Below are 23,806 nucleotides of genomic sequence, written 5' to 3' on the forward strand. Positions count from 1 at the left end.
TTTTCTGTAAAACCCTTGTAAACATTAGTATTTACGAAGGTTTTTTGCTAAAATTTCAATGTTATGCAAGCATAGCAATGCTATTTTTTTTATGTTTTCCTCAGTTTAATATGCTAATATTTAGATTTTATTTAATAAATTAGTAGAGAAATTATGTAAATGATAATTATTTGATATTTTAAGAAATAGTATTTCTTAAAAATCAAAAACACACAAACTCATTAATCTTATACTAAAATGAAAAAAATTATTCTCTTTTTTTTAGGACTATTTCTTGTCCTTTCCTGTTCTCAAGAAGATCCAACCGAAATTGTCGACGACAGTTCAGTATCCCAAAAAATTCTATCCATAGAAGAAATTAATTCTTTTATAGAAACACAACTAAAGCAAAAAGGAGATTTGGATTGGACTAATGATGCTTCTGCACAGATGTTATACAGTGCTGTGATGCACGGAGGTGAATTATTAACTATCGGTTTTGGTGAAAAAGGAGAAAGTTTTATTGAAGGAACCCAGCGATCGTCGAGATTAAACAACATCATAGAAAGTATATATAGTACAATTCAGAATAGTGAAGGAGTTACACGTTCTAGTGTTCAGGTAGTTGAAGATGAACTTTTAAACGTTTTGGATGTTCGGGTGACGAATATGGAGACTATTATGGAGCTAAAGGCAATGGAAAATATTCGTTATCTAGAACCAAATGGTTATGGGTTTTATTTGCAAGAAAAGGTACAACAAAAATCCGCTGGATGCAGTCAAAGTGGTCAATCTATAAATAGTGGTGATTTTAGTGTGATCTCACCTAATGCGAGATTACCATGGAACTTCAAAAAACATAATATTGATGATGCGTGGAGTCTTAGTACAGGAGCAGGAATTACGGTTGGACTAATTGATACAGGATTATCGGCAAATCAAAATCTTCTAGGAAATGGATTTAATGATGGGGCCTCTAATGGAAGATCTGTACAACGTTACGGCACTTATATCGATTCTCCCTGGTGGTGGTCTAATAACGTAGATGGACCTAATGACAGATGTGGTCACGGTACACAGATGGCATCTGCTATAGCATCACCCCGTAATAATGATTTTATGCCAGTTGGTGTTGCATATAATTCTAATTTAGTTGCGTATAGAGGAACAGCAGATGTGGTATTAAACGATTATCACGAACGTAAGGGAGTAAGTAATGCATTAAAAGCACTAGGAAATAGAAGTGATGTTAAAATCATTTCAATGTCGGTAGGATATCCTTGGTCCATTGGAAATGTAAAGGATGCGGTAAAGTACGCATATGGTAAAGGTAAAATGATTATGGCAGCAGGTGGAACCTCTACTACCTTTACAAATTGGTACGGTGTTATATTTCCGGCAAGTATGAGTGAAACAGTTGCAGTAACTGGGTTGAAAGATAATGGATACAATCGTTGTGATATTTGCCACGATGGTAATAAAATTGATTTTACTATTATTATGCAGCGAGCTAGTAACACCAGTAGAACAGTACCGGTATTAGGATTTAATAATGGTGCACAATCTTATGTTGGTGGATCTTCTGTAGCAACTGCTATGACAGCAGGTATCGCTGCTTTAGTATGGTCGCGTAACCCAAATATGTCTAGAGCTCAAGTATTAGATAAGTTAAAAAGAGCTGGAGAATTTTATCCGAATCGCAACAGCAAGTTTGGTTATGGGAATATCGATGCGCTCAAAGCTGTACAATAATAAATGAATTAGCAATTGTAGTTACTAATACATGTAAGAAGTGGAATCGATTAAGATTCCACTTTTTTTATAAAACTCTGCTAATAGTTAATCCATCTCTAATCGGTAATAAAACGGTTTCAACCCGACTGTCTTCTACTAGTAGTTTATTATAGGTTAGCAGTGCTTTAGTAGAAAGATCATCTTCAGTAACTTCTTCAATCACTTTTCCGCTCCAGAGAACGTTATCAGATAAAATCACACCTCCAGAATTCATTTTATCAACTACAAGTGTAAAATATCGTGAATAATTTGGCTTGTCCGCATCAATAAAAACCAAATCAAATTTTATCTCCAAATCAGGAATGATTTCAGTAGCATTCCCAATATGCTGGTATATTTGATTACCATAAGTAGAAAGATCAAAATATTTCCGTTGAAAATCTTCTAGTTCCTCATTGATATCTATGGTGTGCAAGACACCATCTTTTTGCATTCCTTCTGCCAGACATAAAGCTGAATATCCAGTATACGTACCTATTTCCAAAATGTTTTTAGGATTGATTAATTTAGACAACATGCTTAAAACGCGACCCTGATAAGGCCCGCTTAGCATACGTGGTTGCAATATCTTTTGATAGGTTTCTCTAGTTAGTCGCTGTAGCAACTCCGGTTCTTTTTCGGTATGATTTACTACGTAGGTATCTAATGCTTCTGGTATGAAGTGCATGGTTTTTTCTTTTTAACAAAGCTACTAGTTTTATTCTTTTTAAGTTAAAAAAGCATCCTTCATCTTTAAAGATAAGGATGCTGTATCATAGAGTATCTGTAACTTTATGTCCAAAAACCTTTAAAATCTAGATTATATCATTACAAGAAATCTATTCTAACAGTCAGTTACGGAAGTATGTATTATTAAGGTAGCATTTTTTAAAAATGTTTTTGAAATATATTTATAAATTTTGAGTAACAGAAAAATAGAAAACTACCTACTAGACAAATCAAATATGACTTTAAAACAATTTATGAAAATCTCTAGATTCCTATTTTTAAATTTACAACTTAACTAGCTTTTTTAAAAATTAGGAGTATTTATTGACAGGTTTGTTGGTTTTTAAAAAATAATAGATTTTTTTGGGTAAAAAAATGATGATTGTTGTCACAGAACAGTGATCATTATTAAATAAAGCGAGAATTACGTGGCATGTTTTATTAAAATAAAACGAAATATCTGTGTCTCGAGTTGCTTTTTTGACCAAAATAGACTCACAAAATTATTTATAAATAGAATTTCATAATAAAAGAGGTAACCGAAAAGCTTATTAAAATATAGTAGGAAATTAAAAAATAAGAGTAAAATGAAGAACAAAACCAAAATTAACCTATCCTTTAAGAAAGATGTAATATCAAAATTAGAGAGCAGTACTATTGATGGAGGGAGCGCACAGTTTTGTTCAGAGGAGGTCACATGCGACAATCGATGCCAAAAGCACTATAAGAGTTGTGTTAATTATATTCATAGGTAATATGAATTTATCTTGGATTGCTCATAAGTAAAAGAGTAATTCTCTGTAGATAGTTAAAATGAATTTGTATACCATTTGTTCATAAAAGAAGGTTCTAAATAAACGGTTTCTATAAGCAATCATTTCATGGAAATAAAAAGATATGGGAATCGAAAATTAGCCGAAACCCTTATCTTTTTTTGATAAAACACTTTAAAAAAGGTATCTATTTCACATATGTAATCAGGATGTTCATTAAGAATATATCTCCAATATTCTATACCTGTGTTCTTAGGGTCAGTGGCATTGCTATTTTCAAAACAAAAGAAAAATTCTCCCCTTTTACCAGCATCAGATCTGAAAACGTAGAATACAAAGAGTTTTTAATTACGCCCTCTGATTCTTATTTACTTTTTCCAAGTAAAAAATAAAATTATATAATACTTCTACCAAGTAAGGGATACGATAGTCGTACAGGAATAGTAGCTGTTCAAATGAACCAAACTCGCAATATCACTTTGCGAATGGTAAACAATTTAACCTGCAAAAAAATGTATTTTTATGTGCATGAGAAAAGTAATAGTATAGGTATGCTTTTGTTCCATATTGAAGGATAGAATTCTATTACCAAAGACCTCTTTTTTATAATAGATTAATCAATAGATCAAGAATCTGAAAAGCATAAAGATGCAGACCCAGAGGATATAATACAAGAAAAATTTATGGTAACGATCTAAATTATTATTTATCAGAATTAGAGAAAGTGCGAAATCGAACGTTAGAAAATCTTAAGAACTATAATGATGATTGGATATTTATGAGAAATCAGCATATACCGTTACTTAACAACTACGATAAAATAAAACATTTTGTAGATGATGAGATTAATCATCAAAGGCACATAAAATGAATTATGAAAAGATTTCTGATATGATCTAAGCTGTAGACGTACTTTTTTTTATAATAATTATAATCGATTATTTTATTTTTAGGCTATCGACAGATCAATTAGCTAACGTATACACTTATTTCTAAAGTTTTTATTATATAATGTAGTTTTATGGGTATATCAAAATTTGTAATTCTATAATTTACAAGATGAAAGCTAAATTTTCTTTAATATATGGATAAGTATTGTACTAATCTGTATTTTTGAATCAAAACTCAAAAATGCAATTCGAAAATAGTAGAGAATTTGCTAAGAAATTAGACGAACAAGACCCTTTAAAATCGTATAGAGATCATTTTATTTTTCCGAAGGTTAACGAGAAGCAGGTCATTTATTTTACAGGAAATTCCTTAGGACTTCAACCCAAAAACACAAAGAAATATGTAGATGACGTAATGAAAGATTGGGCAGAACTTGCTGTAGAAGGACATTTTTATGCTGATAAACCCTGGTGGGATTATCACGAACGGATGGCTAACCCGTTAAGTAAAATAGTGGGTGCTAAGCCTTCAGAAATTACGGTAATGAATACACTAACGGTAAATCTTCACTTGTTAATGATTTCATTCTACAGGCCACAAGGAAAACGATATAAAATAATTTGCGAAGACAAAGCTTTTCCTAGTGATCAATATATGTTACAAAGCCAGGCTAGGTTTCACGGATATGATCCTGCAGATGCTATTGTAGAAGTCAAAAAACGAAAAGGAGAACACAATTTCAGAATAGAAGACATCCTGTCTACGATCCAATCAGTAGGAGAGGAGTGTGCACTAGTTTTAATAGGAGGTGTTAATTATTATACCGGGCAGGTTTTTGATATGAAAACAATCACCAAAGCAGGCCATGATATAGGTGCTTTTGTAGGTTGGGATCTGGCACACGGAGCAGGTAATATTGAATTAAAGCTGCACGATTGGGGTGTAGATTTTGCTTCTTGGTGTAGTTATAAATATATGAATAGCGGTCCAGGAAATGCCTCAGGGTGTTTTGTTCATGAACGATTCCATGACAAAACAGATATTCCTCGTTTCGAAGGATGGTGGGGAACAAAAAAAGCATCTAGATTTTTGATGAAACCAGAGTTCGAGCCCATGCCGAACGCTGATGCCTGGCAATTGAGTAATGCTCCTATTTTATCTTTGGCTCCCTATCTAGCTTCGTTAGAGTTGTTTGATGAGGTAGGAATGGAAGCGTTGATAAAAAAACGAAATCTGATTGTCGCATACCTAGAGTTTGTATTAGAAGAGATTGATGCTGAGGTGGAAAGCACTTTTGAGATTATTACACCATCAAATCAGGCAGAACGCGGAACGCAATTGTCAGTTTTTCTTCATGGAGAAGGAAGAAAACTATTTGATTATTTGATGAAAAACGGAGTGATTACGGATTGGAGAGAACCTAACGTAATTAGATTAGCACCTGCTCCTTTTTATTGTTCTTATCAGGATATGTACGAATTTGGTCAGATTCTAAAAAAAGGAATTTTGGAAAAGAGTACGAACTGATATACTATCTTAATTGCCGTATGTATGTTGATGGTGAAACACCCGTATGTTTTTTAAACTGACGACAAAAATAGGATGGATCGTTAAACCCACATTGGTATAAAACTTCTGATATAGAGTTGTTTTTATTTTCGAAATGCTCCTGAGCTTTTTTAATTCTGAATTCATTTAAAAAGCTAATAAAATTTCTGTTAGTAGAGGATTTAAATATCCTACAAAATGAATTGGTTGTCAACCCTAATCGTTTAGCAATCGTTTTTGATTCAATTTTTTTTGAATAATTCCTGTTTACATAATCAAAAACTTTAGATATTCTTGGCAAAGAGGTTTTATCAATTTCCAGATCCAAGTTTGGTTTTACAATTGGTCTCTTATCCTTCGACAGCGAAAGATGGTGTAGGATATGTATAAAATTTAATAATTTTTCTGTATTATCTTGGTTAGAAAATTTTAGAAAAGAATTGGATAATTTATCCATGGTTATTTTGGAAAATATGCAACCTCTAGAAAACTTTTGAATGAATTCCAGAATAAGCAAAAATTCTGGAAAATGTGTTAGTTTTTCGGTAATAAAATGTTCGTTAAATTGAATAACAACCTCTACATTATCCCGCATATCTTTGTTTCCAAAGGGCATATGTGGCATATTTGGTCCTAAAAAAATGAGGAGGCCATTTTGGTAGTTCTCAATACTTGATTCTACGTGAATGGTGCCATTACCGTTTCTTATGAATACGATCTCATACTCGGGATGTAGATGCCAATTTATTTCATGACACAAAGAATCTTTCGTGTAACTCTCTATTTTTAGTGATTTGGACCGCTCCAAGTAAATATTCTCATAAGATATTTTCATAAAACAAAATATTCATAAATATGAAAGATAATGGATCTGAATGAATAGATTGTTTTATAATTGGAATATTTTGTTTTATTATTAATCTTGTTTTGTAGTTAATTTTGATGTGTACTTAATTGATAAAAAAACACGAATTGAATTCATTATACTTAATTGTTACAAGATTGCGATACTTCGGTCCAGCCTGGGTCTTTGCTTCACTGAATATAATGACGGGTACTTGGGTACTTTATATTCCAAACGTAAAGGAAAGATTGTCAATTGATGATGCGCAATTAGGGATTGCACTTTTTTGTTTTGCATTGGGTACATTAGTCATGATCGCTTTATCTTCTTTGATCATTAGAAGATTTGGAGTAGGAAAGGTAACCATTATTGGTATTACATTATTTTCTTTATTATTTCTTATGCCTATTGTTGCTGCTAGTTATCTGTTGCTTTGTCTGACCCTGTTTATGGTTGGTTTATTAGCTTGTTTAACTGATATAGCGATGAATGCATTGGTATCAGAAATTGAGCAAGACGATGATGTTCATATCATGTCTGCTTCTCATGGTTTTTTTAGTTTAGGAGGTGTTATTGGAGCAGGTATTGGAAGTCTTTTGATTACATATTTTCAGGTACCATTTACACATATGGCATGTGCTACTATATTTGTAATTATCACAAACCTACTAGTTTGTAAGGAATATATTTCTATAAAAGCTAACGAAGAGGAACGTTCTGGTAATTCATTAGATTTGTCACTTATAAAACCACTTTTAGGACTTACTGTTATTGCATTTTTGGTGATGGGAAGCGAGGGTGCTATAGAACACTGGAGTAAACTCTATTTGCAGGATATCGTAAACATAGCTTCAGAAAAGATTTCAGGTTTTGGTTTTGTTACTTTTTCGGTTATGATGACGTTGGGTCGTTTTTTTGGTGATAGTGTGAGCAAATATTTTGGGTCCTTGGTAATAATTATTGGTGGATGTATTGTAAGTGCTTTTGGTTTTTTTGCGGTATTAGGTGCTACATTAATAGTAAGCATAATTGGATTTGGTTTCGTTGGTTTGGGGTTTTCCGTAATTATCCCCGAGTTATTTAGATTGGCGGGAAAAACCAAAGGTGTTTCTTCTGCAGAAGGAATATCATTCGTAGCCGGGTTTGGTTATCTTGGTTTTTTAATAAGCCCTCCAGTTCTGGGGTTGTTGTCCAAAATAGATAGTTTAAAGCTTAGTTTTACGGCTCTATTAGTGGCCACATTAATCGCATTAATAGTTGCTTTCTTGATTTCGAAAAGAACCCCTAAATGATGTTGTGTTTTGGGAGTAAACTATTCGGTACTAACCTCAATATTTGTAAAATAGAGTTTCCAGTTCCCTTCTTTACGTTTATGGGTTTTAGCAATCGTCAACCCATTGAAGTTTTCATAATCTTCCCACGAAGTAATTAAAGAAGGTTCTTTCTTGTTTTTTTCTCTAAAAACCCATTCTTTAATCTTAAAATCACCTTCAAAATAAAAATCGTAGGCATCACCAGGAGTATAACCACCTTCGTTTTTATATACGATAGTTAATTTTTGCATTTCTTTTTCGCTTATTGGGGCAACTGCTATAGCCTGATGTTCGGATGTAAAACTGTCTTCGTCCCATACAAGGTTAAATGGTGCTAATAACCAATACTTGTCATTGACAAACCCTTGATCAGTTTTTAACGAAGTACTGTCTATTTTGGTCCTATCATAAGAAATGGTATCCTCTGCGGTAAGCAGAGTAACTTGTTTTTTTTGGGGTTTCCAAGTCCAGGAACGCTCATAATGACTGCTGTCTCGATCCACATTAAAAGTAAATTTAAGTTCTTTTACGTTTTTCCAATGCTCAAAACCATTGGCATTTGCAATAGCTTCAGCGGTCTTTGGAATTTCACTGTTAGTTTCTTCAATGTCTTTCACTTCTTCTGTATCATCGTCATACTTATATTCTTTTTTTGACTCTTGTTTACAAGCTATGATGAACAAAGAAAATATGGATAGTAGCAGGATGTTTTTCATTTCGAGTTAGTTTTTAGCTAAAATATGGAAAACAAAAACCTTGCTAAATTGAATTAACAAGGTTTTAGGCTTTGATGCTATCTACGTTATATATTACTACAAAAAAGGTTTATCATATCGGGAACCTTATTAGAAAGTACTTAGATATAATTACTCTACAATTAATTTATATTGCGGAGTTTTATTTAATGGACAAAAATAATTATACTCACCTTTTTGTAATGTTACAGTTTTAGAGCTTTCTGTTTTTCCTTCTGCCACAACTTTAGTTACATATGCTTCCTGAATATGATTTTTAGGATTCGAAGCATCTTTTCCTACTGGCACTAATACAAAACCTACATCTGTTCCTGAATTGTTGTTAGATATATTAAAAACATAACTTCCTTCTGATAGAGTTACTTGTTTTTGGGTAAATTCTCCTTTGGTTTGCTCCAAAGAAACGGTTTTAACTTCTTGAGCTGAGGAGCTTAATGTAATTGCAAAAATAAAAGTGAATACTGTGATTAATTTTTTCATGATTTTGATAATTATAATTGTTATTGAAATGATTATTTAAAGTTACATGAGAAGAAAGGTTTATTGATTGTGAATACTTTCTCCTAAGAAATTGTAAATAGTTATTTAGTTTATACCGGTGTAGTTTCTAGTGGTTGTACTAATGGAAAATCAACAGGAATCTGTGTCGTACTATGGATATAATTTGAAATAGTTTTATCTCCTACCAGTACTATAGTATCGATTAAGTTTCCTTTGTCATATCCGGCAGCAAAGAAATTTTCGACTACATCCTGATCCGCATGACCTCTATTTTCTGTGATATGCTTAGCGACTTTAGCCAATGCATCTAGTTTACCATCAAAAGAAGCGTATCCAGCTCTTAATTCTAGGATTTGTTCATCAGTAAAACCATTCATTTTTGCTATAGCAGTGTGTGCTGATAGACAGTAAGTACAGTTATTTACTTGACTAACGGCTAAGTTTACGACTTCTTTTTCTTTAGCTCTTAAAGAAGTTTTGGCATTCGATAAGTTAAGATAGTTTTCCAATGCAGTTTCACTATGAGCATAGGTTGCAAATAAATTAGGCACAAAACCTAGTGCATTGGTAAGGTTATCAAAAATTGCTTGATTTGTAGCATTTACTTCTTCTTTTGTTGGCACGTTAAATGTTGTCATGATTTCTGTATGTGTTATATCCTAAATTTGTTTTAAGGATGGGTTTATATGTTATTTTATTTGTCTTTTAATTTGATAAGGCAAAGATGCGATGGGAATCTTTGTCTTAAAATGTTACTTTTTCCCAAGTGCTTGTCAATTTTTCCCTTTCTTTATTTTTGAGTATTTATGAAGGGCCTTTCTGCATCACAATAAAAATCATGATGACTTCTTTGATCACAGTGTGCTTTTGCATTCAGGTTACGTACGATTTGTCTCTTTCCCTGACTGAAAATTTCTATTAAATTGAATATTGATTTATTATGTAGTGTCATTTTTATATCGTTTTAGATGAACAGTACAAAGATGATTCAATGGTATGATTCTTGGAATGTGTGTTCTTCCCGAAGACTTGTCGATTTTTCCCGGCACATAAAAAAACCTCCATAATAGGAGGTTTTAGCGATTCAGTTTTTGTTTTTCTAGTTAGAAAAACTTGATTTCTTTTCTTTTTAGCCATAATATGATAGCACTTAGTACAAAAGTTACTGAAGCTGTAATAAACAGAATCCCTCCATCATTATTAACTTCGATCCCTAATTTTGTAAGATGCATAAAAATAGCACCACCAATAACTCCGAGAGTTAATGTGGCTCCTATCCAAACTGTTTTAGGAATGAGTAACAAAATACCTGCAATAAGTTCTACTATCCCAACCGCTATTCTTCCATATGGCTCAAGACCAACTGTAGAAAAAATATAAACACTATCGGGATGTGCGGTAAATTTAAATCTGAGGGTTTGTATTAAGATAATGGACACAGCAATTCTTAATACAAGAGATAAGGAATTCTTCATTTTAGTTTGTTAAGCATTATAGAATACTGGGTAAAGCGTCTATTTTACCATTAAAAGTATCTTTTCTAGAAATATAATACAATTCATCAAGATTGTTATCTGTAGAGAACAGAAGACTTAATTGCGGTAAATTGTTTGTTAAAAAAGCCTGAAAATCTTCTGGGTTTCTGCTCCTGTTTGCTGCTTTTCTTATAATTTTTAGATAAGAAGCTGCAATTAATTTTATACTATTCTTATTAGAAACAAATAGTAAAGTGTTGTTTGCTTTATTTAAACTTTTTATTTCTTTTTTGAAATTAATTTTTTTTAAAGCAATCAAGTTGGTGTTGTAATCGCTAAAAGTATTTTTATAAACTACATCAATAGTGTTTTTAAGGTATACTGGTTCCAATTGAGTTTTGTAAAGATTCTTTTGCGTATAACCATTAAAAGCAGAAGCCATCAATACTACTAATAGTATTGTTCTGATGTTGTTGCGTAAAGTTCTCATGCCTATATGTTTTTCGAAAATTTTTTCGTGTTTATAATGATTTTAATTCTACAAAGTGGGGCTAAAATTGCTAGAAAAAAAGTCTGTTTTCCTACTTTATTGTCCATAATTCCTTTCCTCCCAAAATGTAATACACGTTACATACGTAATCAGGAAAAAAATATTTGTACAGTAATATTGTTTAAGTCGTAATGAGTTCTCAGAACTTACTAATAGGAGTTTATTAAAAAGGAGGAAAAGATATATTAGGTGTGTTTATATCTTCTTTATTCTTAAATAAAAACGCTATAAATTAGTGGTTAGTTATTTCAAAGTGTGTTATATAAAATCATTCATTGAATATAACTTTATTTACACATTAAGAAAAGGGCGTAGCATTAATTTATGTGTTTTCGTGTGTTATAAAAGATCTATGTTCGTAACACCACACCCAGTTTCCATTGGGTTCTGCGGATGTTATTACTGGATGTTTGTAATCTGTAAAATGCTTACTCGCGTGTTGATTTGGAGAAGAATCACAGCATAATTTGATTCCACATTCCTGGCACGTTCTAAGATGAACCCAACTATCTCCTGTTTGTATACCTGGTGAGCATTCATAACCATTGCTCTTTTTGATACTTGATATATCAAAATTCTTAAGATGCTCGCGGGATTTGGTTTTAAATTTCATATCAGTTTTCTGCTAAATACTCATGTACAAATTTGATAGCCATAGCACCTTCGCCTACTGCAGAGGCTACTCTATTCATTGCTCCAGCTCTAACATCGCCAGATGCAAAGATACCAGGACTACAGGTTTCTAATAAAAAGGGTTCACGATCTTTTTTCCAAATCTTTTTAAAATTCTCATGTCGATTCAGATCCCTGCCGGTTTCAATAAAGCCTCTTTCGTTTTTAATAATGTCTAGGGCTATCCAATCTGTATATGGTTTTGCACCTATAAAAATAAATAGAGCATCAGCATCCACCTGTTTAATACCTGAAGTATTACTGTCAGTAAGTTCTAAAGAAGTAAGCCTTTCATTTTCCCCAATAGCTTTTGTTACATTAGTGTAGCCTAATAGTGTAATGTTTTTAATGGCATCAATTTGATCAATAAGGTAACTAGACATGCTACTGGTCAGATCTTTTTTACGAACTGTGATATACACGTTTTTTGCAAACTTAGAGAGATAAACTGCGGATTGCCCGGCAGAATTCCCTCCACCTACAATATATACTTCTTTGTTTGCACACGCTTGTGCTTCGGTCATCGAAGAACCATAATAAATACCTGCTCCTGTATAATTTTCTATACCTTCTGCCTCTAATTTTCTGTAGTTTACACCAGTAGTAATGACTACACTTTTTGCACTAATACATTCACCATTGCCGAGTGAAATACTCTTATATCCATCTTTTTCAGTTATAGAGGTAACTTCTTGTGGCGATAAGAACTCTATTCCAAATCGTTTGGCTTGGGTAATCGCTCTATGGGTTAATTCCTGACCGCTTAACCCGTTCGGGAATCCAAGGTAATTCTCTATTCTGGAACTAGTTCCTGCCTGACCGCCGGGAGCGTGTTTTTCAATCAATAAAGTTTTTAGACCCTCAGAGCCCCCATACACAGCAGCAGCTAGTCCTGTTGGACCAGCTCCGATAATGACCACGTCGTATAAATTGTCTTGCGGATGTGCATTTAAACCAAGTGCCGTTGCCAACTCGATAATATCAGGATTTTTAAAACAACTGCCGTCTTGGAACGAAATTACTGGTAGATCAGTAGGTGTTAGCGCATGAAGCGCAATAATCTCTTTAGCTTTTTCGCTGGTTTCAGCATCAAGCCATTGGAATGGGAATAAATTGCCAGATAAAAAATCTTTAATATCGTGCGATTTTGGAGAATATTGATAGCCTATTACTCGAATACCGTCAAATTCTGGCTGGTAAGTTATTTGCCAGGTGCCTAACAAATCATTCAACGTAGGATACAGTTTTTCTTCTGGTGGATTCCAAGGTTTTGTAAGGTAATAATCGAGCTGTACATCATTAATTGCTTTGATTGCTGCATCTGTGTCTGAGTATGCAGTGAGTAAAACTTTTTTTGCTTCAGGAAAAAAAGTGACTGCTTTTTTAAGAAATTCTACCCCCAACATCTCTGGCATTCTCTGATCCACTAAGAATAAAGCGATAATTTCATTTTTCTTTTTTAGATCTTCTAAGGCTTCTAGGGCATCTTTTGCAGATTCTGTGCTCATGATCCGATACTCTTTTTGATACTCGGATTTCAAATCCCGAGTTACAGCACGTAATACCTGTGTGTCATCATCTAGAGCAAATATGATAGGTTTTTTCATTTTAATGTAATACTAACTAAAAATTAAAATTATCAGGATCTGGTCCTGTTCTCTCATTTTTGTCTAGAGTATCTATATAATTGACGTCTTCTTTAGATAACTCAAAGTCAAATAAATCTGAATTGGCAATAATTCTATGTTGTTTTGATGATTTTGGTATGGTGACTACACCTTTTTGTAAATTCCATCTCAACACTATCTGTGCTACTGTCTTATTATACTTTTTTGCTAAATCATCCAGAATGGATAGCTCAAAAATCTTTCCTTGCATCATTGGAGACCAAGCCTCATATTGGATGCTATTCGCAGTGCAGAAATCGATTAAATCTTGTTGAACCAAAAACGGGTGAAACTCCATTTGATTAACCATCGGTTTTATTTCCGAATTATTCATAAGATTTTCCAGATGGTGTTTCATAAAATTGCTAACCCCAATCGCTCTTATTTTTTTTTCTCGATACAGTTTTTCCAGAGCCTTCCAGGTTTCGATATACGTGTCTTTTACAGGCCAATGGATAAGATATAAATCCAAATAATCCATTTGTAATCTTTGAAGACTCTCGTCAAAGGCTTTTAGTGTGGATTCATATCCCTGATCAGAATTCCACACTTTACTAACTACAAAAATATCTTCTCTGGGTATGCTGCTATGATGGATAGCCTTACCGACACCCTCTTCGTTTTTATATATGCTAGCGGTGTCTATATGGCGATATCCTGCATCCAGTGCCCATTGGATAGCATCAACCACCTCTCGACCATTTTTGGATAAGTATACTCCCAATCCAAAATATGGCATTTCCACACCATTATGTAATGTAAATGTTCCTTTTATATCAGTAATTTTTTTCATTGATTTATGATGTTGTAGGTAAATATACGGTGAATATTGTTTCTCCTTTTTTAGACTTTACTGTAATTTTACCAGTATGTTGATTAATAATTCTTTGAACCACCTCTAATCCCATACCAGTTCCTTCTCCAATTGCTTTTGTAGTAAAAAAGGGATCAAAAATAGCATCAATTTGTTCTTCTGGAATCCCTTCTCCATTATCAATGATTGCTACTTTTATGAATTTTTGATCCGCGGAAGTCTTTATTTTCAAAATTCCAGAATGACTCATAGCATCAATTGCATTATCAATCAGGTTGGTCCATACCTGATTAATTTCACTTACAAAAACGTAAGCCTTAGGAAGCTGCTTTTCAAAATCCTTTTCCAAGGATATATTCTTCTTTTTTAATTTATGAGCAAGCATGGTAAGTGTGCTTTTTAAACCTACATGGATATTGGTAGCGGTTTTTTCGGGAGCACGATCCATGTGTGTATAACTTTTAATGGAGCTTACCAAGTTGGATATTCTGTCTGATGCTTCACTGATTTCATCAACCATTTTCTCTGTTGTCAAAACGTTTTCGATCCATTCGATAGCATGAGGAAAATTTTTCTGACCCGTTGCTTCTCGAATTTCTTCCATTGCAGGGATACCCATACAAAAATCTAGCAACGTTTCGGTAAATTCATATGCGTTATCCACATTGTGCTCTTCTAACCACGCTTCTAATTCATCTTCTTTCTCGTTACGCTCTGTTAACTTCATGGTGTTTTCTGGTGGGTTATTTAACTTATCAAATAGAATGTTATTAATTACATCTATTTCCTGATCTGTAGCCCGAATAGAAACTACTCTTTTAAATTTTTCTGGAACATTGGCTAAGTGTTTTTTTAGTGCTTTGGCACTACGAACTATTGCCGAAGCCGGATTGTTTAATTCGTGAGCTAATCCAGCAGATAATTTTCCTAGAGACATCATCTTTTCTGCCTGTACGTTATCCTTCGTAAATTCTCTTACTCTAGTGGTCATTTTATGAACCAGGCTTTCGGTAAGTTCATAATGATTAGAAATCATTTCTTTAAAATAAGATTTTTCGAGTATTAAAATTTTACTAGGTTCTATTACCTCGCCGAAACCAAGTGCGGAACTCGCTCTGGAAAACGGAAGCAGTCCACCAATTTGATTTGTATCTAAAAGAGCCACATGTTTGTAACTTCCATTTTGTTCGATCTTGATTTCAATTTTTCCTTCCAGAATAATAAAAAGTTGATCTATCGGATCACCTTTCTGGAAAAGATATTCTCCTTGTTTTAAAACTTTTATAGTAGACTCATCAAGTAGCCATTGTAGTTGGTCATTTGGAACTTGAATAAAATCTGGAATTTTCTGAAGGTTTTGTGTGATCCATTTCATTAGCTTAAAATTAGGTAATATAAAACCTCTTTCCAATACGTGTGAAGCACTAAAGTCTTAAGGTTTTGATAAAATTTAGTCTAAATAGATATGAACTTTTTTCAAAATGAGGGTATTCTTGCGTTTGATTCATATATTTTGATTTATAATGTTTTATTATATTTAAGCACTATAAAATAGTATAGATGAGGTCTAGTAAATTTCAAAAATATTTTCAAACAAACGCTGAGACGTGGGATCAGAAAGTTGAGGTTCACGCATCAAGTAATTTCTATGATTTAGAATCTTTTAAAAAAGGACAAAATTCTTTAAAAAAGTTTGAGATGGAAGCTTTAGGGGATGTGGCAGGAAAATCTTTATTACACCTACAGTGTCACTTTGGTCAGGACACATTAAGTTGGAGTAGGATGGGAGCTAAATGTACGGGTGTAGACCTTTCTGAAAAAGGAATTAATCTAGCCGCACAACTAAATAGAGAACTGCAGTTAGATGCAACCTTTGTATGCTGCAATGTTTTGGATACTTCGAATTATATAAAAGACCAATTTGATATTGTATTCACTAGCTATGGTGTAATTGGATGGTTACCTGATTTGAAACCTTGGGGTAAAATGATTGCAGAAAGGTTAAAAACCGGAGGAACTTTTTATATAGTAGAGTTTCACCCGATCGTTTGGATGTTTGATTATCTTAAAGGGACTCCTACAATTACATACGGGTACCATCAGAAAGATGTAATTTATGAAGAATACAAGGGTACTTATGCTGATGTGAATTCTACAATGATGAGCAAAGAATATGGTTGGAATCATGGATTAGGTGAAGTAATTTCGTCACTATCTGAAGCAGGATTAACTATTGAATATCTGCGAGAATATAATGAATCTCCGTATGATATTTTCCCGAATTTGATAAAAAATAAAAACGAAATGTACGAGAGTTCTGATAAATTATTTCCCTTACTATTCGCTATTAAAGCTTTTAAGTAACAATTCTTTGATAATTTTTTTACATTTGTTAAAGGTTTTAATGTTTGTGTAAGCTCTTATATATAGAGCTGGTTTGTCTAGGACATTAAGACTCGGATCTTACAAATAAGTTCCTTTTCGCACTTTGACAAACCAGAATCACAATAAACATATGCAATCAAAAAACATAGCTATTGTAGGGAGTGGCTTAGCAGGTTCACTACTAGCAATCTATCTAAAAAAACGAGGTCATCATATTACCGTTTTCGATAGAAGACCCGATATTAGAAAAGTAGAGTTTAGTGGACGTTCTATTAATCTTGCCATGTCTGTTCGTGGATGGAAAGCTTTAGATAGGATAGGGATTGGCGATGAAATCAGAACACTTGCAATACCTATGGATAAAAGAGCGATGCATGTAAACGGTCAACCCGAGTATTATCAATATTATGGTAAAGAAGGAGAAGCGATTTATTCGATATCAAGAGGTGTATTAAATCGTAAAATGATTACCCTCGCAGAAGTATCTGGGGCTGTGTTTAGATTTAATGAGAAGGTATGGGATGTCAATTTACCAGAAGCTAAAATATATACCGGAGAAACGGAAAAAGGAGAATGGAAAGAATATCAATACGATATGATTTTTGGGTGTGACGGTGCTTTCTCTAGAGTCCGACATAAAATGCAAAGAAGGAGTAGGTTTGATTATTCTCAGGATTTTCTGGATGCTGGATATAAGGAACTTAGTATTCCTGCTAATGATGATGGTACGCACAAATTAGATAAGAATTCACTTCATATATGGCCAAGAGGTAAGTTTATGTTGATTGCGCTACCAAATCTGGACGGAAGTTTTACCTGTACTTTGTTTATGCCACATGAAGGTGAAAATTCTTTTAAAAGCTTAGCTAAAGAAAATGAGTTGTTAGGTTTTTGGAAGAAACATTTTAAGGATACTATAGCACTGATGCCTACACTGCTCAGAGATTTTGAAAACAATCCTACCAGCGCATTGGTGACTATGAAATGTTATCCCTGGACGTATTGGGATAAAGTAGCGTTGGTTGGAGATTCTGCTCACGCAATTGTACCGTTTTATGGACAAGGCATTAACGCCGGTTTTGAAGATATATCAATACTTGATGACATTATCGAAGAATATAAAGGCGAGAACTGGCAAGAAATTTTTGAAAAGTATCAGGAAACAAGAAAGCCTAGTACAGATGCGATAGCAGAGCTTTCGTATCGTAATTTTGTAGAAATGAGCAGTAAAACGGCTAATCCGAATTTTCTATTAAGAAAGAAAATTGAAAAAAGATTCTCTGAAAAATATCCTGATAAATGGATTCCTCTATATACGCGAGTAACATTTACTCATAGGCCTTATGCCGAAGCTCTGAAAATTGGTGATCAGCAAGCAAAAATTATGAGTGAAATAATGCAGATAGAGAATATTGAAGAAAAATGGGATAGTGATGAGGTGGAAAAGCATATGATGCATCTTTTAGAAGCGCATCAGATCACTACCAAAAGTAGCATCCCATAAGTCTTTTCAACCATTTTAATTTTGACTTTGTATATGGAGAATACTTAAGATTAAGTTCTATCCAAAACGTTTTTTGAAGGACACTTTTGTAATGAGAAAAGGTATCAAAACCAGCTTTGCCATGATAATTGCCAATACCACTATCACCCACACCACCAAAAGGTAGATTCTGTTCCATAAAATGCATGATAGCATCATTTATTGCCCCGCCACCAAATGATATTTCACGAAGAATTTTATTTTTTATGGTTTTATTTTTTGTGAAAACATAACACGATAAGGGTTTTGACAATGTTTTAATAGCTGCAATAGCCTGGTCAATATCATCAAAAGATAGAACAGGCAGAATGGGACCAAAGATTTCTTCTTGCATTACTGTATCATCAAAAGAAACTTTGGTCATTACTGTAGGAGATATCATTCTTTTATCTGGATCGCAATTGCCTCCTAGGTGTACTTTGTCTTTTTCGATAAGACTTTGTAACCTTTCGAAGTTTTTTTGATTGATAATTTGAGTATAATTCTGATTTTCTATTTTATAATCTGCTTTTTCAATATGCTTTTTGATAGCGGATAGAAAATCTTCCTGTATCGTAGATGCAACCATAACATAATCTGGTGCTATACATGTTTGACCTGCATTTAGAAATTTTGCCCAGACCAGGCGTTTTGCGGTCATGTCAATATTGACATCCTCGGTAACGATGGCAGGACTCTTGCCTCCCAATTCTAAGGTAACCGGAGTTAAGTGTTTTGCAGCAGCTTGATAGACAATTTTACCTACGGGTATACTTCCTGTAAAGAATATTTTATCAAATTTTACTTTTAATAACTCTGTAGTTTCTTCTACGCCACCTTCAATCACCCTAAAAAACTCCTCACTGAAATTTTCATTGATAATTTTGGCCATGATTACCGAAGAGTTCGAGGGGATCTCACTAGGTTTAACGATTACGGTGCATCCGGCTACAATTGCAGCAATTGCTGGAACAATTGATAGTTGGTAAGGGTAATTCCAAGCACCGATGACTAAAACAGTTCCCAAGGGTTCTGGAACGCTGTAGCTCTTGCCAGGAAGATTTGCTAACCCAGTAGATACGCGTTTTCTTTTATCCCACTTTTTTATTTTTCTCAAAGCAGTATCAATCTCGTGATAGATTACGGCTAATTCTGTAGTGTATGTTTCGTAGTTGGATTTTTTAAAATCACTATAAATAGCTTTATAAAGTAGCTCCTCGTTTTCTTTTATTACGTCTTTTAGGCGTTTGAGCTCTTTCGTTCTAAACGAAATATCTTTAGTCGCATTCGTGTCAAAAAAAGCTTTTTGCTTATGGATAATTTCCTGATAATTCATATCAAGAAATATAAATATAAAAAACGAATTACGCCTGTGCGCTCATACGTTTTTTCAATTCAAGTTCTTTTTGCATTTGTTTTACAGTCAGGGTACTGCCATCGTGGCTCCATCCCGGAGGTCCGAAAATATACATAAATTTATGATACCAGTTTTTTGATTTTTTGGTATCGTTCCAGATATCTTTATACTCATGAGTAAGAATAACCCAAGGGTTATAAGAATCAGGCGCATGTGTTACACCGTATTGTACTTCAATTTCTTCGTCAAGCTCTTTCCAGGTCCCGAATATCTTATCAAAGATGTTTAAGAATCCTCCGTGGTTTTTGTCCATATACTCAACATTCTTAGCATGATGAACCTGATGCATCGTATGTGTATTGAAAATCTTTTCTATAAAACCCATTTTAGGAATGTATTGCGAATGTAATTGAAATTGCCATAAGGCTTCAATTCCTAAACAAACAATCACCATATTAGGATCAAATCCAATAGCTGGCAACCACATATAAAAAAATGGCTTATATAAAAGGGTAAACCATCCATTACGAACGGCTGTTCCTAAATTGAAATTGTCAGAAGAATGGTGTACGATATGTGCGGCCCATAATGCCCTAACCATATGATTCTGTCTATGAAACCAATAATAGGTAAAATCATCTCCGAGTTGGCATAATATCCATACATACCAAGCGAAACCAAAAGATTCCCAACCCATAATATTAGTTCTGACACCATCTATTTCAGGGTTAAAAAGATTATAAACAAAATGGAAAAGAATAATAGAAAAAATCGTTTTAATCAGAGGTCCTAAGATCGCTGATCCTACTCCCATCGTGAGACTTGCTCTTAAGTCTTTCCAATTGTATAAATCCTTGTGATCGTGAGTCTTGCTGTAGGTTAATTCAACTAAAATTAATGCTAAAAAACACGGTACACCATATTTTAGGGGCTCAATAAAATCCATTCCTTTTTTGTTGTAGTCTAATTGGGGCAGAATATAATAAGAATTTGTAGTATAACTTTAACATTTCATCTATTTAAATCAAAAAAAGGGTGTTTTTAACGATTGTTTATTTAAATCAGATCTAATTTTGAAAAGTAATAGCTTTTGATAAAGTTTATTTAGCAAATATCTGAGTAGGATCTTTAAAAGCTTTAAATTCAAGAGCATTACCGCAAGGATCATAAAAGAACATAGTAGCCTGTTCTCCTACTTCCCCTTCAAATCTAATATATGGCTCAATTACAAATTGAATCTTTTTTTCGGAGAGCATATCTGCAAATTTCTGCCAGATATCCCATTCCAAAATGATACCAAAATGTGGTACAGGAACTTCTTTTCCGTCTACACTATTGTGGTGGCTGGCATGTGTTTCAGATGTTGGTTTATGATGAATTACTAGTTGATGTCCAAAAAAATTAAAATCTACCCAATGGTCACTGCTGCGACCTTCTTCTAATGCTAATGTATTATTGTAAAAATCTCTGGCCAGATCCAAATTATCAACCGGGATTGCCAAATGAAATGGGGATAGTGTGTTCATAATTTGGTGTTATATTTTTATTGAATTAAAGGTTAAGTAAGAGTAAATATTATCGCTTTCGGTCGCTTCGTTTTCTTTTTCTCGACGGAGAAGTTTTTTTATGTTTGGAATCTCGCTTGACTTGATTTTTAGAATAAGAACGTTTAGTGGTATTCTCTTGGTTTTTGGATGTATGTTCAATTATGGAAGCTTCTTCAGTTTTGCTCGAATCTCCTACATCAGAATTAATAATTTGCAATTCTTTTTCTGTTAAATAACGCCATTCACCCACAGGCGTATCCAAATCAACATTCATAATACGAATTCGTTTTAACCGTATTACTTCATATCCCAGAAATTCACACATTCTTCGGATTTGTCTGTTTAAACCTTGGGTAAGTACAATCCTAAAATCATATTTATTAATCTGTTCTACTTGGCATTTACGGGTTACGGTGTCCAAAATAGGTATACCATTGCTCATTCTCTTTATAAACTGAGAGCTAATAAGTTTGTTAACCGTAACTATATATTCTTTTTCGTGATTATTTCGTGCTCTAAGTATTTTATTAACGATATCACCATCGCTGGTTAGTAGTATCAGGCCTTCACTGGGTTTATCCAATCGGCCAATAGGGAAAATACGTTTTGGGTAATTGATAAAATCAATGATATTGTCTTTTTCGTTTTGTGCGGTAGTACAGACAACTCCTACTGGTTTGTGAAAAGCAAGGTATACGTGTTTCTCTTTTGGCTTGCTAATTACTTCGCCATCAACACGTACTTCATCTCCAGGGGCTACTTTTGTACCCATTTCAGGTACTTTGCTATTTAAAGTTACCCGACCTTGGTCAATTAATTTATCTGCTTCACGGCGAGAGCAGTATCCTACTTCGCTAAGGAATTTATTGAGTCTTGTAAGATTAGATTTTTCCACAATACAAAGGTGATCATAAAATTTATTCTTTCAAAAAATGAATGATCATATCATCGACTTCATCAAAAAATAAGGAATGTCCAAAATTTTCAGTGGCTATAAATTTAGCCTTAGACCAGTTTTTATGAATTTTCTCAGCTCCCGAAAAGGGAGCGATATCATCATACTTATCATGAATTAATAGCCCCTGATGTGTTAGATTTTTTGCGAATTCGGCTACAGAAAATTCTTCAAAATGAAAACCAAATGTGTCCTTAAAGTATTGGCTTAAGGCGCTCATGAATTTATTAGATAGTTTTAGGGTATTTTGGTAATCCTTCATAATTACTGATAATTCGGTAGGTGGTGCAAGGACGACTAATTTTTGTATTTCGGGGTTGGGAAACTTAAATTGATGAAATATAGTTGTCATACCGCCTACAGAATGACCTACAATGTAATTGGGTCTGTAGAGTTCTACCATTTTTTGAAGACATTCTGTATACAAAGGTACGTTAAATGTTTTTCCGGATGAATTACCATGAGCAGGGGCGTCAAATGCAATGACATTATAATTTTGTTGATGTAATTTCTCTATAAATGTTTTCCATCGATGACTATTACTTTCCCATCCATGAACCATCAAAACCGTTTCTCCCATATTAGCCCAGCGATATGTTTGCAGATAGCTTTCATTTACAGTCACTACTTCATCTTCTGCCTCTTCCAGAAAATATTCCTGATCCAGAAGCACACGCCCTTTGAGTGGTGTAGAGAACAAGATAAAAGCTTTATGTAATGCCTTTTTTTTATGAAAAAAAAACAGCAACGTAAGTCGTTTTCCGATAAGTATTGGAAGGTACTTTGTTAAAGTCTCTTTCATAGTTCTTCTCTGTGTACAGTATCGATCGAAAAAGCAGGAAGGCATATGGCTAAGTACTCGCATTCTTCTTCAAAGGGGTTAGCATACTGTATTCTTGTGTGTTTTTCGATTTTAATAGATTGCCCTGATTCTAAAACTACTTTTTCTTCATCGATAATAAATTGTTTTTTTCCTCTGATTATAAAGGTATATTCATCAAATTCTGGGGTTTGAAAGGGCTCACTCCAACCTGGTGGTGCGATCATATGGGCGATACTAATTGCAGTATTACCATTTGTAGCTTTTCCGAAATGTTCTTTTATTAATTTTCCGTCTGTTGTGGGTACCACAAAGGGTGATTTCTGAATTTGATATTTTTTACGCATAAGACTACATTCACAATTTAATTATCATTCCAGTTAATTATCAAATATTTAATTTTTGCGGAATCAGGTATTTGTGAAGCTTCAATTTTTTTATCCGTATTAAATTTTAGTTCACTTGGCAACTCTTTTTTGTCAATTGTTATAGAGGCCTGTATGCTGTCCACAAATATTACGGCAGTGCTTAACATATTATTAATTTTGGAGATAGAGTAGTTGTCTTTAACATCTTTGAAAACCCCATCAACTGATAATCCGGAGAGGGTTTTAAATCTGGGGTCTATGATCTGAACGCTTTCGATCAGAGATGTTGGATTATTTTCCTCTTTAGGCTCTAGCGTTAATAATTTCGAACCACCTTTTTCATAGATTTCAATAGCATTAGAGACATTTACGAATTGATCTGTTTTAGAAAGTTTTACAATCGAATCATTTGCATAAATTGAGTCTAATTGGTTTACTTTTGTTGTATTGGTCAAGTTTCCTATTCTGTTGTAAGAAATTTCGAAGGGGTCTTGTTTTTTATCTTTTTGACAACTTACTATACTCAAGCAAACAATTAAAATAGAGCTAATTTTTTTAAACATAATTG

23 protein-coding genes are annotated in these 23,806 nt (G+C 33.6%); 5 read left to right on the forward strand and 18 right to left on the reverse strand.

The window, feature by feature from the left end:
• Positions 1-237 precede the first annotated feature (237 nt).
• A complete protein-coding gene (locus tag ACWGOQ_RS22165) occupies positions 238-1,731 on the forward strand; it encodes a S8 family peptidase (protein WP_452059928.1) in 1,494 nt (497 codons plus the stop codon).
• 67 nt (positions 1,732-1,798) lie between these two features.
• On the opposite strand, the gene ACWGOQ_RS22170 is transcribed toward ACWGOQ_RS22165, so the two are convergent.
• Positions 1,799-2,440, reverse strand: a complete 642-nt coding sequence (locus tag ACWGOQ_RS22170; RefSeq protein ID WP_452059929.1) for an O-methyltransferase — start codon at positions 2,438-2,440, stop codon at positions 1,799-1,801.
• A gap of 1,945 nt (positions 2,441-4,385) precedes the next feature.
• Here ACWGOQ_RS22170 and kynU point away from each other — a divergent pair.
• Positions 4,386-5,672, forward strand: a complete 1,287-nt coding sequence (gene kynU, locus ACWGOQ_RS22175) for a kynureninase (RefSeq protein WP_452059930.1) — start codon at positions 4,386-4,388, stop codon at positions 5,670-5,672.
• A gap of 4 nt (positions 5,673-5,676) precedes the next feature.
• Here kynU and ACWGOQ_RS22180 read toward each other — a convergent pair whose 3' ends face one another.
• Positions 5,677-6,528 (reverse strand): AraC family transcriptional regulator, encoded by an 852-nt coding sequence (locus ACWGOQ_RS22180; protein ID WP_452059931.1) that lies wholly within the window; start codon positions 6,526-6,528, stop codon positions 5,677-5,679.
• A gap of 137 nt (positions 6,529-6,665) precedes the next feature.
• Between ACWGOQ_RS22180 and ACWGOQ_RS22185 the strand changes: the two genes are divergently transcribed.
• Positions 6,666-7,829, forward strand: coding sequence for an MFS transporter (locus ACWGOQ_RS22185; RefSeq protein ID WP_452059932.1), 1,164 nt, complete (start codon positions 6,666-6,668; stop codon positions 7,827-7,829).
• A 20-nt stretch (positions 7,830-7,849) separates the two neighbouring features.
• Here ACWGOQ_RS22185 and ACWGOQ_RS22190 read toward each other — a convergent pair whose 3' ends face one another.
• The 9 genes from ACWGOQ_RS22190 to ACWGOQ_RS22230 form a co-directional block, all read right to left on the reverse strand.
• On the reverse strand, positions 7,850-8,566 hold the full coding sequence (locus ACWGOQ_RS22190) for a hypothetical protein (RefSeq protein ID WP_452059933.1): 717 nt from the start codon (positions 8,564-8,566) through the stop codon (positions 7,850-7,852).
• A gap of 150 nt (positions 8,567-8,716) precedes the next feature.
• Positions 8,717-9,085 carry a cupredoxin domain-containing protein gene (locus ACWGOQ_RS22195; protein WP_452059934.1) on the reverse strand — a complete coding sequence of 123 codons (369 nt, stop codon included), beginning with the start codon at positions 9,083-9,085 and terminating at the stop codon, positions 8,717-8,719.
• Between the two features lie 110 nt (positions 9,086-9,195).
• Positions 9,196-9,744, reverse strand: a complete 549-nt coding sequence (locus ACWGOQ_RS22200; RefSeq protein ID WP_452059935.1) for a carboxymuconolactone decarboxylase family protein — start codon at positions 9,742-9,744, stop codon at positions 9,196-9,198.
• Positions 9,745-10,209: 465 nt separating this feature from the next.
• A complete protein-coding gene (locus ACWGOQ_RS22205) occupies positions 10,210-10,581 on the reverse strand; it encodes a DoxX family membrane protein (RefSeq protein ID WP_452059936.1) in 372 nt (123 codons plus the stop codon).
• Between the two features lie 16 nt (positions 10,582-10,597).
• Positions 10,598-11,071, reverse strand: a complete 474-nt coding sequence (locus tag ACWGOQ_RS22210; protein WP_452059937.1) for a hypothetical protein — start codon at positions 11,069-11,071, stop codon at positions 10,598-10,600.
• 382 nt (positions 11,072-11,453) lie between these two features.
• Complete coding sequence (locus ACWGOQ_RS22215) at positions 11,454-11,744, reverse strand: UBP-type zinc finger domain-containing protein (protein ID WP_452059938.1); 291 nt, start codon at positions 11,742-11,744, stop codon at positions 11,454-11,456.
• A 1-nt stretch (position 11,745) separates the two neighbouring features.
• Positions 11,746-13,410: an FAD-dependent oxidoreductase gene (locus tag ACWGOQ_RS22220; protein ID WP_452059939.1), complete on the reverse strand. Its 1,665-nt coding sequence runs from the start codon at positions 13,408-13,410 to the stop codon at positions 11,746-11,748.
• A gap of 16 nt (positions 13,411-13,426) precedes the next feature.
• On the reverse strand, positions 13,427-14,263 hold the full coding sequence (locus ACWGOQ_RS22225) for an aldo/keto reductase (protein ID WP_452059940.1): 837 nt from the start codon (positions 14,261-14,263) through the stop codon (positions 13,427-13,429).
• Between the two features lie 4 nt (positions 14,264-14,267).
• Positions 14,268-15,659 (reverse strand): ATP-binding protein, encoded by a 1,392-nt coding sequence (locus ACWGOQ_RS22230; RefSeq protein WP_452059941.1) that lies wholly within the window; start codon positions 15,657-15,659, stop codon positions 14,268-14,270.
• 185 nt (positions 15,660-15,844) lie between these two features.
• On the opposite strand from ACWGOQ_RS22230, the gene ACWGOQ_RS22235 reads away from it, so the two are divergent.
• Both ACWGOQ_RS22235 and ACWGOQ_RS22240 read left to right on the forward strand, forming a co-directional pair.
• Positions 15,845-16,648: a methyltransferase domain-containing protein gene (locus tag ACWGOQ_RS22235; protein ID WP_452059942.1), complete on the forward strand. Its 804-nt coding sequence runs from the start codon at positions 15,845-15,847 to the stop codon at positions 16,646-16,648.
• A gap of 151 nt (positions 16,649-16,799) precedes the next feature.
• Positions 16,800-18,173: an FAD-dependent oxidoreductase gene (locus ACWGOQ_RS22240; protein ID WP_452059943.1), complete on the forward strand. Its 1,374-nt coding sequence runs from the start codon at positions 16,800-16,802 to the stop codon at positions 18,171-18,173.
• Here ACWGOQ_RS22240 and ACWGOQ_RS22245 read toward each other — a convergent pair.
• The 7 genes from ACWGOQ_RS22245 to ACWGOQ_RS22275 all read right to left on the reverse strand — a co-directional run bounded on the left by ACWGOQ_RS22245 (position 18,151) and on the right by ACWGOQ_RS22275 (position 23,801).
• On the reverse strand, positions 18,151-19,527 hold the full coding sequence (locus ACWGOQ_RS22245; protein ID WP_452059944.1) for an aldehyde dehydrogenase: 1,377 nt from the start codon (positions 19,525-19,527) through the stop codon (positions 18,151-18,153). The two genes, ACWGOQ_RS22240 and ACWGOQ_RS22245, sit on opposite strands and share 23 nt — an antisense overlap.
• Before the next feature lie 28 nt (positions 19,528-19,555).
• Positions 19,556-20,494: a sterol desaturase family protein gene (locus tag ACWGOQ_RS22250; protein WP_452059945.1), complete on the reverse strand. Its 939-nt coding sequence runs from the start codon at positions 20,492-20,494 to the stop codon at positions 19,556-19,558.
• Between the two features lie 154 nt (positions 20,495-20,648).
• A complete protein-coding gene (locus ACWGOQ_RS22255) occupies positions 20,649-21,074 on the reverse strand; it encodes a VOC family protein (RefSeq protein WP_452059946.1) in 426 nt (141 codons plus the stop codon).
• A 49-nt stretch (positions 21,075-21,123) separates the two neighbouring features.
• Complete coding sequence (rluF, locus tag ACWGOQ_RS22260) at positions 21,124-21,990, reverse strand: 23S rRNA pseudouridine(2604) synthase RluF (RefSeq protein WP_452059947.1); 867 nt, start codon at positions 21,988-21,990, stop codon at positions 21,124-21,126.
• Positions 21,991-22,012: 22 nt separating this feature from the next.
• Positions 22,013-22,852: an alpha/beta hydrolase gene (locus ACWGOQ_RS22265; RefSeq protein ID WP_452059948.1), complete on the reverse strand. Its 840-nt coding sequence runs from the start codon at positions 22,850-22,852 to the stop codon at positions 22,013-22,015.
• On the reverse strand, positions 22,849-23,217 hold the full coding sequence (locus ACWGOQ_RS22270) for a cupin domain-containing protein (RefSeq protein WP_452059949.1): 369 nt from the start codon (positions 23,215-23,217) through the stop codon (positions 22,849-22,851). Before ACWGOQ_RS22270 ends, ACWGOQ_RS22265 begins: the two co-directional genes overlap by 4 nt.
• 17 nt (positions 23,218-23,234) lie before the next feature.
• Entirely contained in the window at positions 23,235-23,801 is a 567-nt protein-coding gene (locus ACWGOQ_RS22275; RefSeq protein ID WP_452059950.1) for a hypothetical protein, read from the reverse strand.
• Positions 23,802-23,806 lie beyond the last annotated feature (5 nt).

The organism is Aquimarina ulvae (assembly GCF_053613295.3).

Bases quoted from the DNA above. Each gene is read 5' to 3' on its own strand.
- ACWGOQ_RS22170 (WP_452059929.1), bottom strand. From the start codon at position 2,440: ATGCACTTCATACCAGAAGCATTAGATACCTACGTAGTAAATCATACC.
- ACWGOQ_RS22210 (WP_452059937.1), bottom strand. From the start codon at position 11,071: ATGAGAACTTTACGCAACAACATCAGAACAATACTATTAGTAGTATTG.
- ACWGOQ_RS22255 (WP_452059946.1), bottom strand. From the start codon at position 21,074: ATGAACACACTATCCCCATTTCATTTGGCAATCCCGGTTGATAATTTG.
- ACWGOQ_RS22215 (WP_452059938.1), bottom strand. From the start codon at position 11,744: ATGAAATTTAAAACCAAATCCCGCGAGCATCTTAAGAATTTTGATATA.
- ACWGOQ_RS22205 (WP_452059936.1), bottom strand. From the start codon at position 10,581: ATGAAGAATTCCTTATCTCTTGTATTAAGAATTGCTGTGTCCATTATC.
- ACWGOQ_RS22225 (WP_452059940.1), bottom strand. From the start codon at position 14,263: ATGAAAAAAATTACTGATATAAAAGGAACATTTACATTACATAATGGT.
- ACWGOQ_RS22270 (WP_452059949.1), bottom strand. From the start codon at position 23,217: ATGCGTAAAAAATATCAAATTCAGAAATCACCCTTTGTGGTACCCACA.
- kynU (WP_452059930.1), top strand. From the start codon at position 4,386: ATGCAATTCGAAAATAGTAGAGAATTTGCTAAGAAATTAGACGAACAA.
- ACWGOQ_RS22165 (WP_452059928.1), top strand. From the start codon at position 238: ATGAAAAAAATTATTCTCTTTTTTTTAGGACTATTTCTTGTCCTTTCC.
- ACWGOQ_RS22180 (WP_452059931.1), bottom strand. From the start codon at position 6,528: ATGAAAATATCTTATGAGAATATTTACTTGGAGCGGTCCAAATCACTA.
- ACWGOQ_RS22190 (WP_452059933.1), bottom strand. From the start codon at position 8,566: ATGAAAAACATCCTGCTACTATCCATATTTTCTTTGTTCATCATAGCT.
- ACWGOQ_RS22220 (WP_452059939.1), bottom strand. From the start codon at position 13,410: ATGAAAAAACCTATCATATTTGCTCTAGATGATGACACACAGGTATTA.
- ACWGOQ_RS22250 (WP_452059945.1), bottom strand. From the start codon at position 20,494: ATGGATTTTATTGAGCCCCTAAAATATGGTGTACCGTGTTTTTTAGCA.
- ACWGOQ_RS22265 (WP_452059948.1), bottom strand. From the start codon at position 22,852: ATGAAAGAGACTTTAACAAAGTACCTTCCAATACTTATCGGAAAACGA.
- ACWGOQ_RS22240 (WP_452059943.1), top strand. From the start codon at position 16,800: ATGCAATCAAAAAACATAGCTATTGTAGGGAGTGGCTTAGCAGGTTCA.
- ACWGOQ_RS22195 (WP_452059934.1), bottom strand. From the start codon at position 9,085: ATGAAAAAATTAATCACAGTATTCACTTTTATTTTTGCAATTACATTA.
- ACWGOQ_RS22200 (WP_452059935.1), bottom strand. From the start codon at position 9,744: ATGACAACATTTAACGTGCCAACAAAAGAAGAAGTAAATGCTACAAAT.
- ACWGOQ_RS22245 (WP_452059944.1), bottom strand. From the start codon at position 19,527: ATGAATTATCAGGAAATTATCCATAAGCAAAAAGCTTTTTTTGACACG.
- ACWGOQ_RS22235 (WP_452059942.1), top strand. From the start codon at position 15,845: ATGAGGTCTAGTAAATTTCAAAAATATTTTCAAACAAACGCTGAGACG.
- ACWGOQ_RS22275 (WP_452059950.1), bottom strand. From the start codon at position 23,801: ATGTTTAAAAAAATTAGCTCTATTTTAATTGTTTGCTTGAGTATAGTA.
- ACWGOQ_RS22230 (WP_452059941.1), bottom strand. From the start codon at position 15,659: ATGAAATGGATCACACAAAACCTTCAGAAAATTCCAGATTTTATTCAA.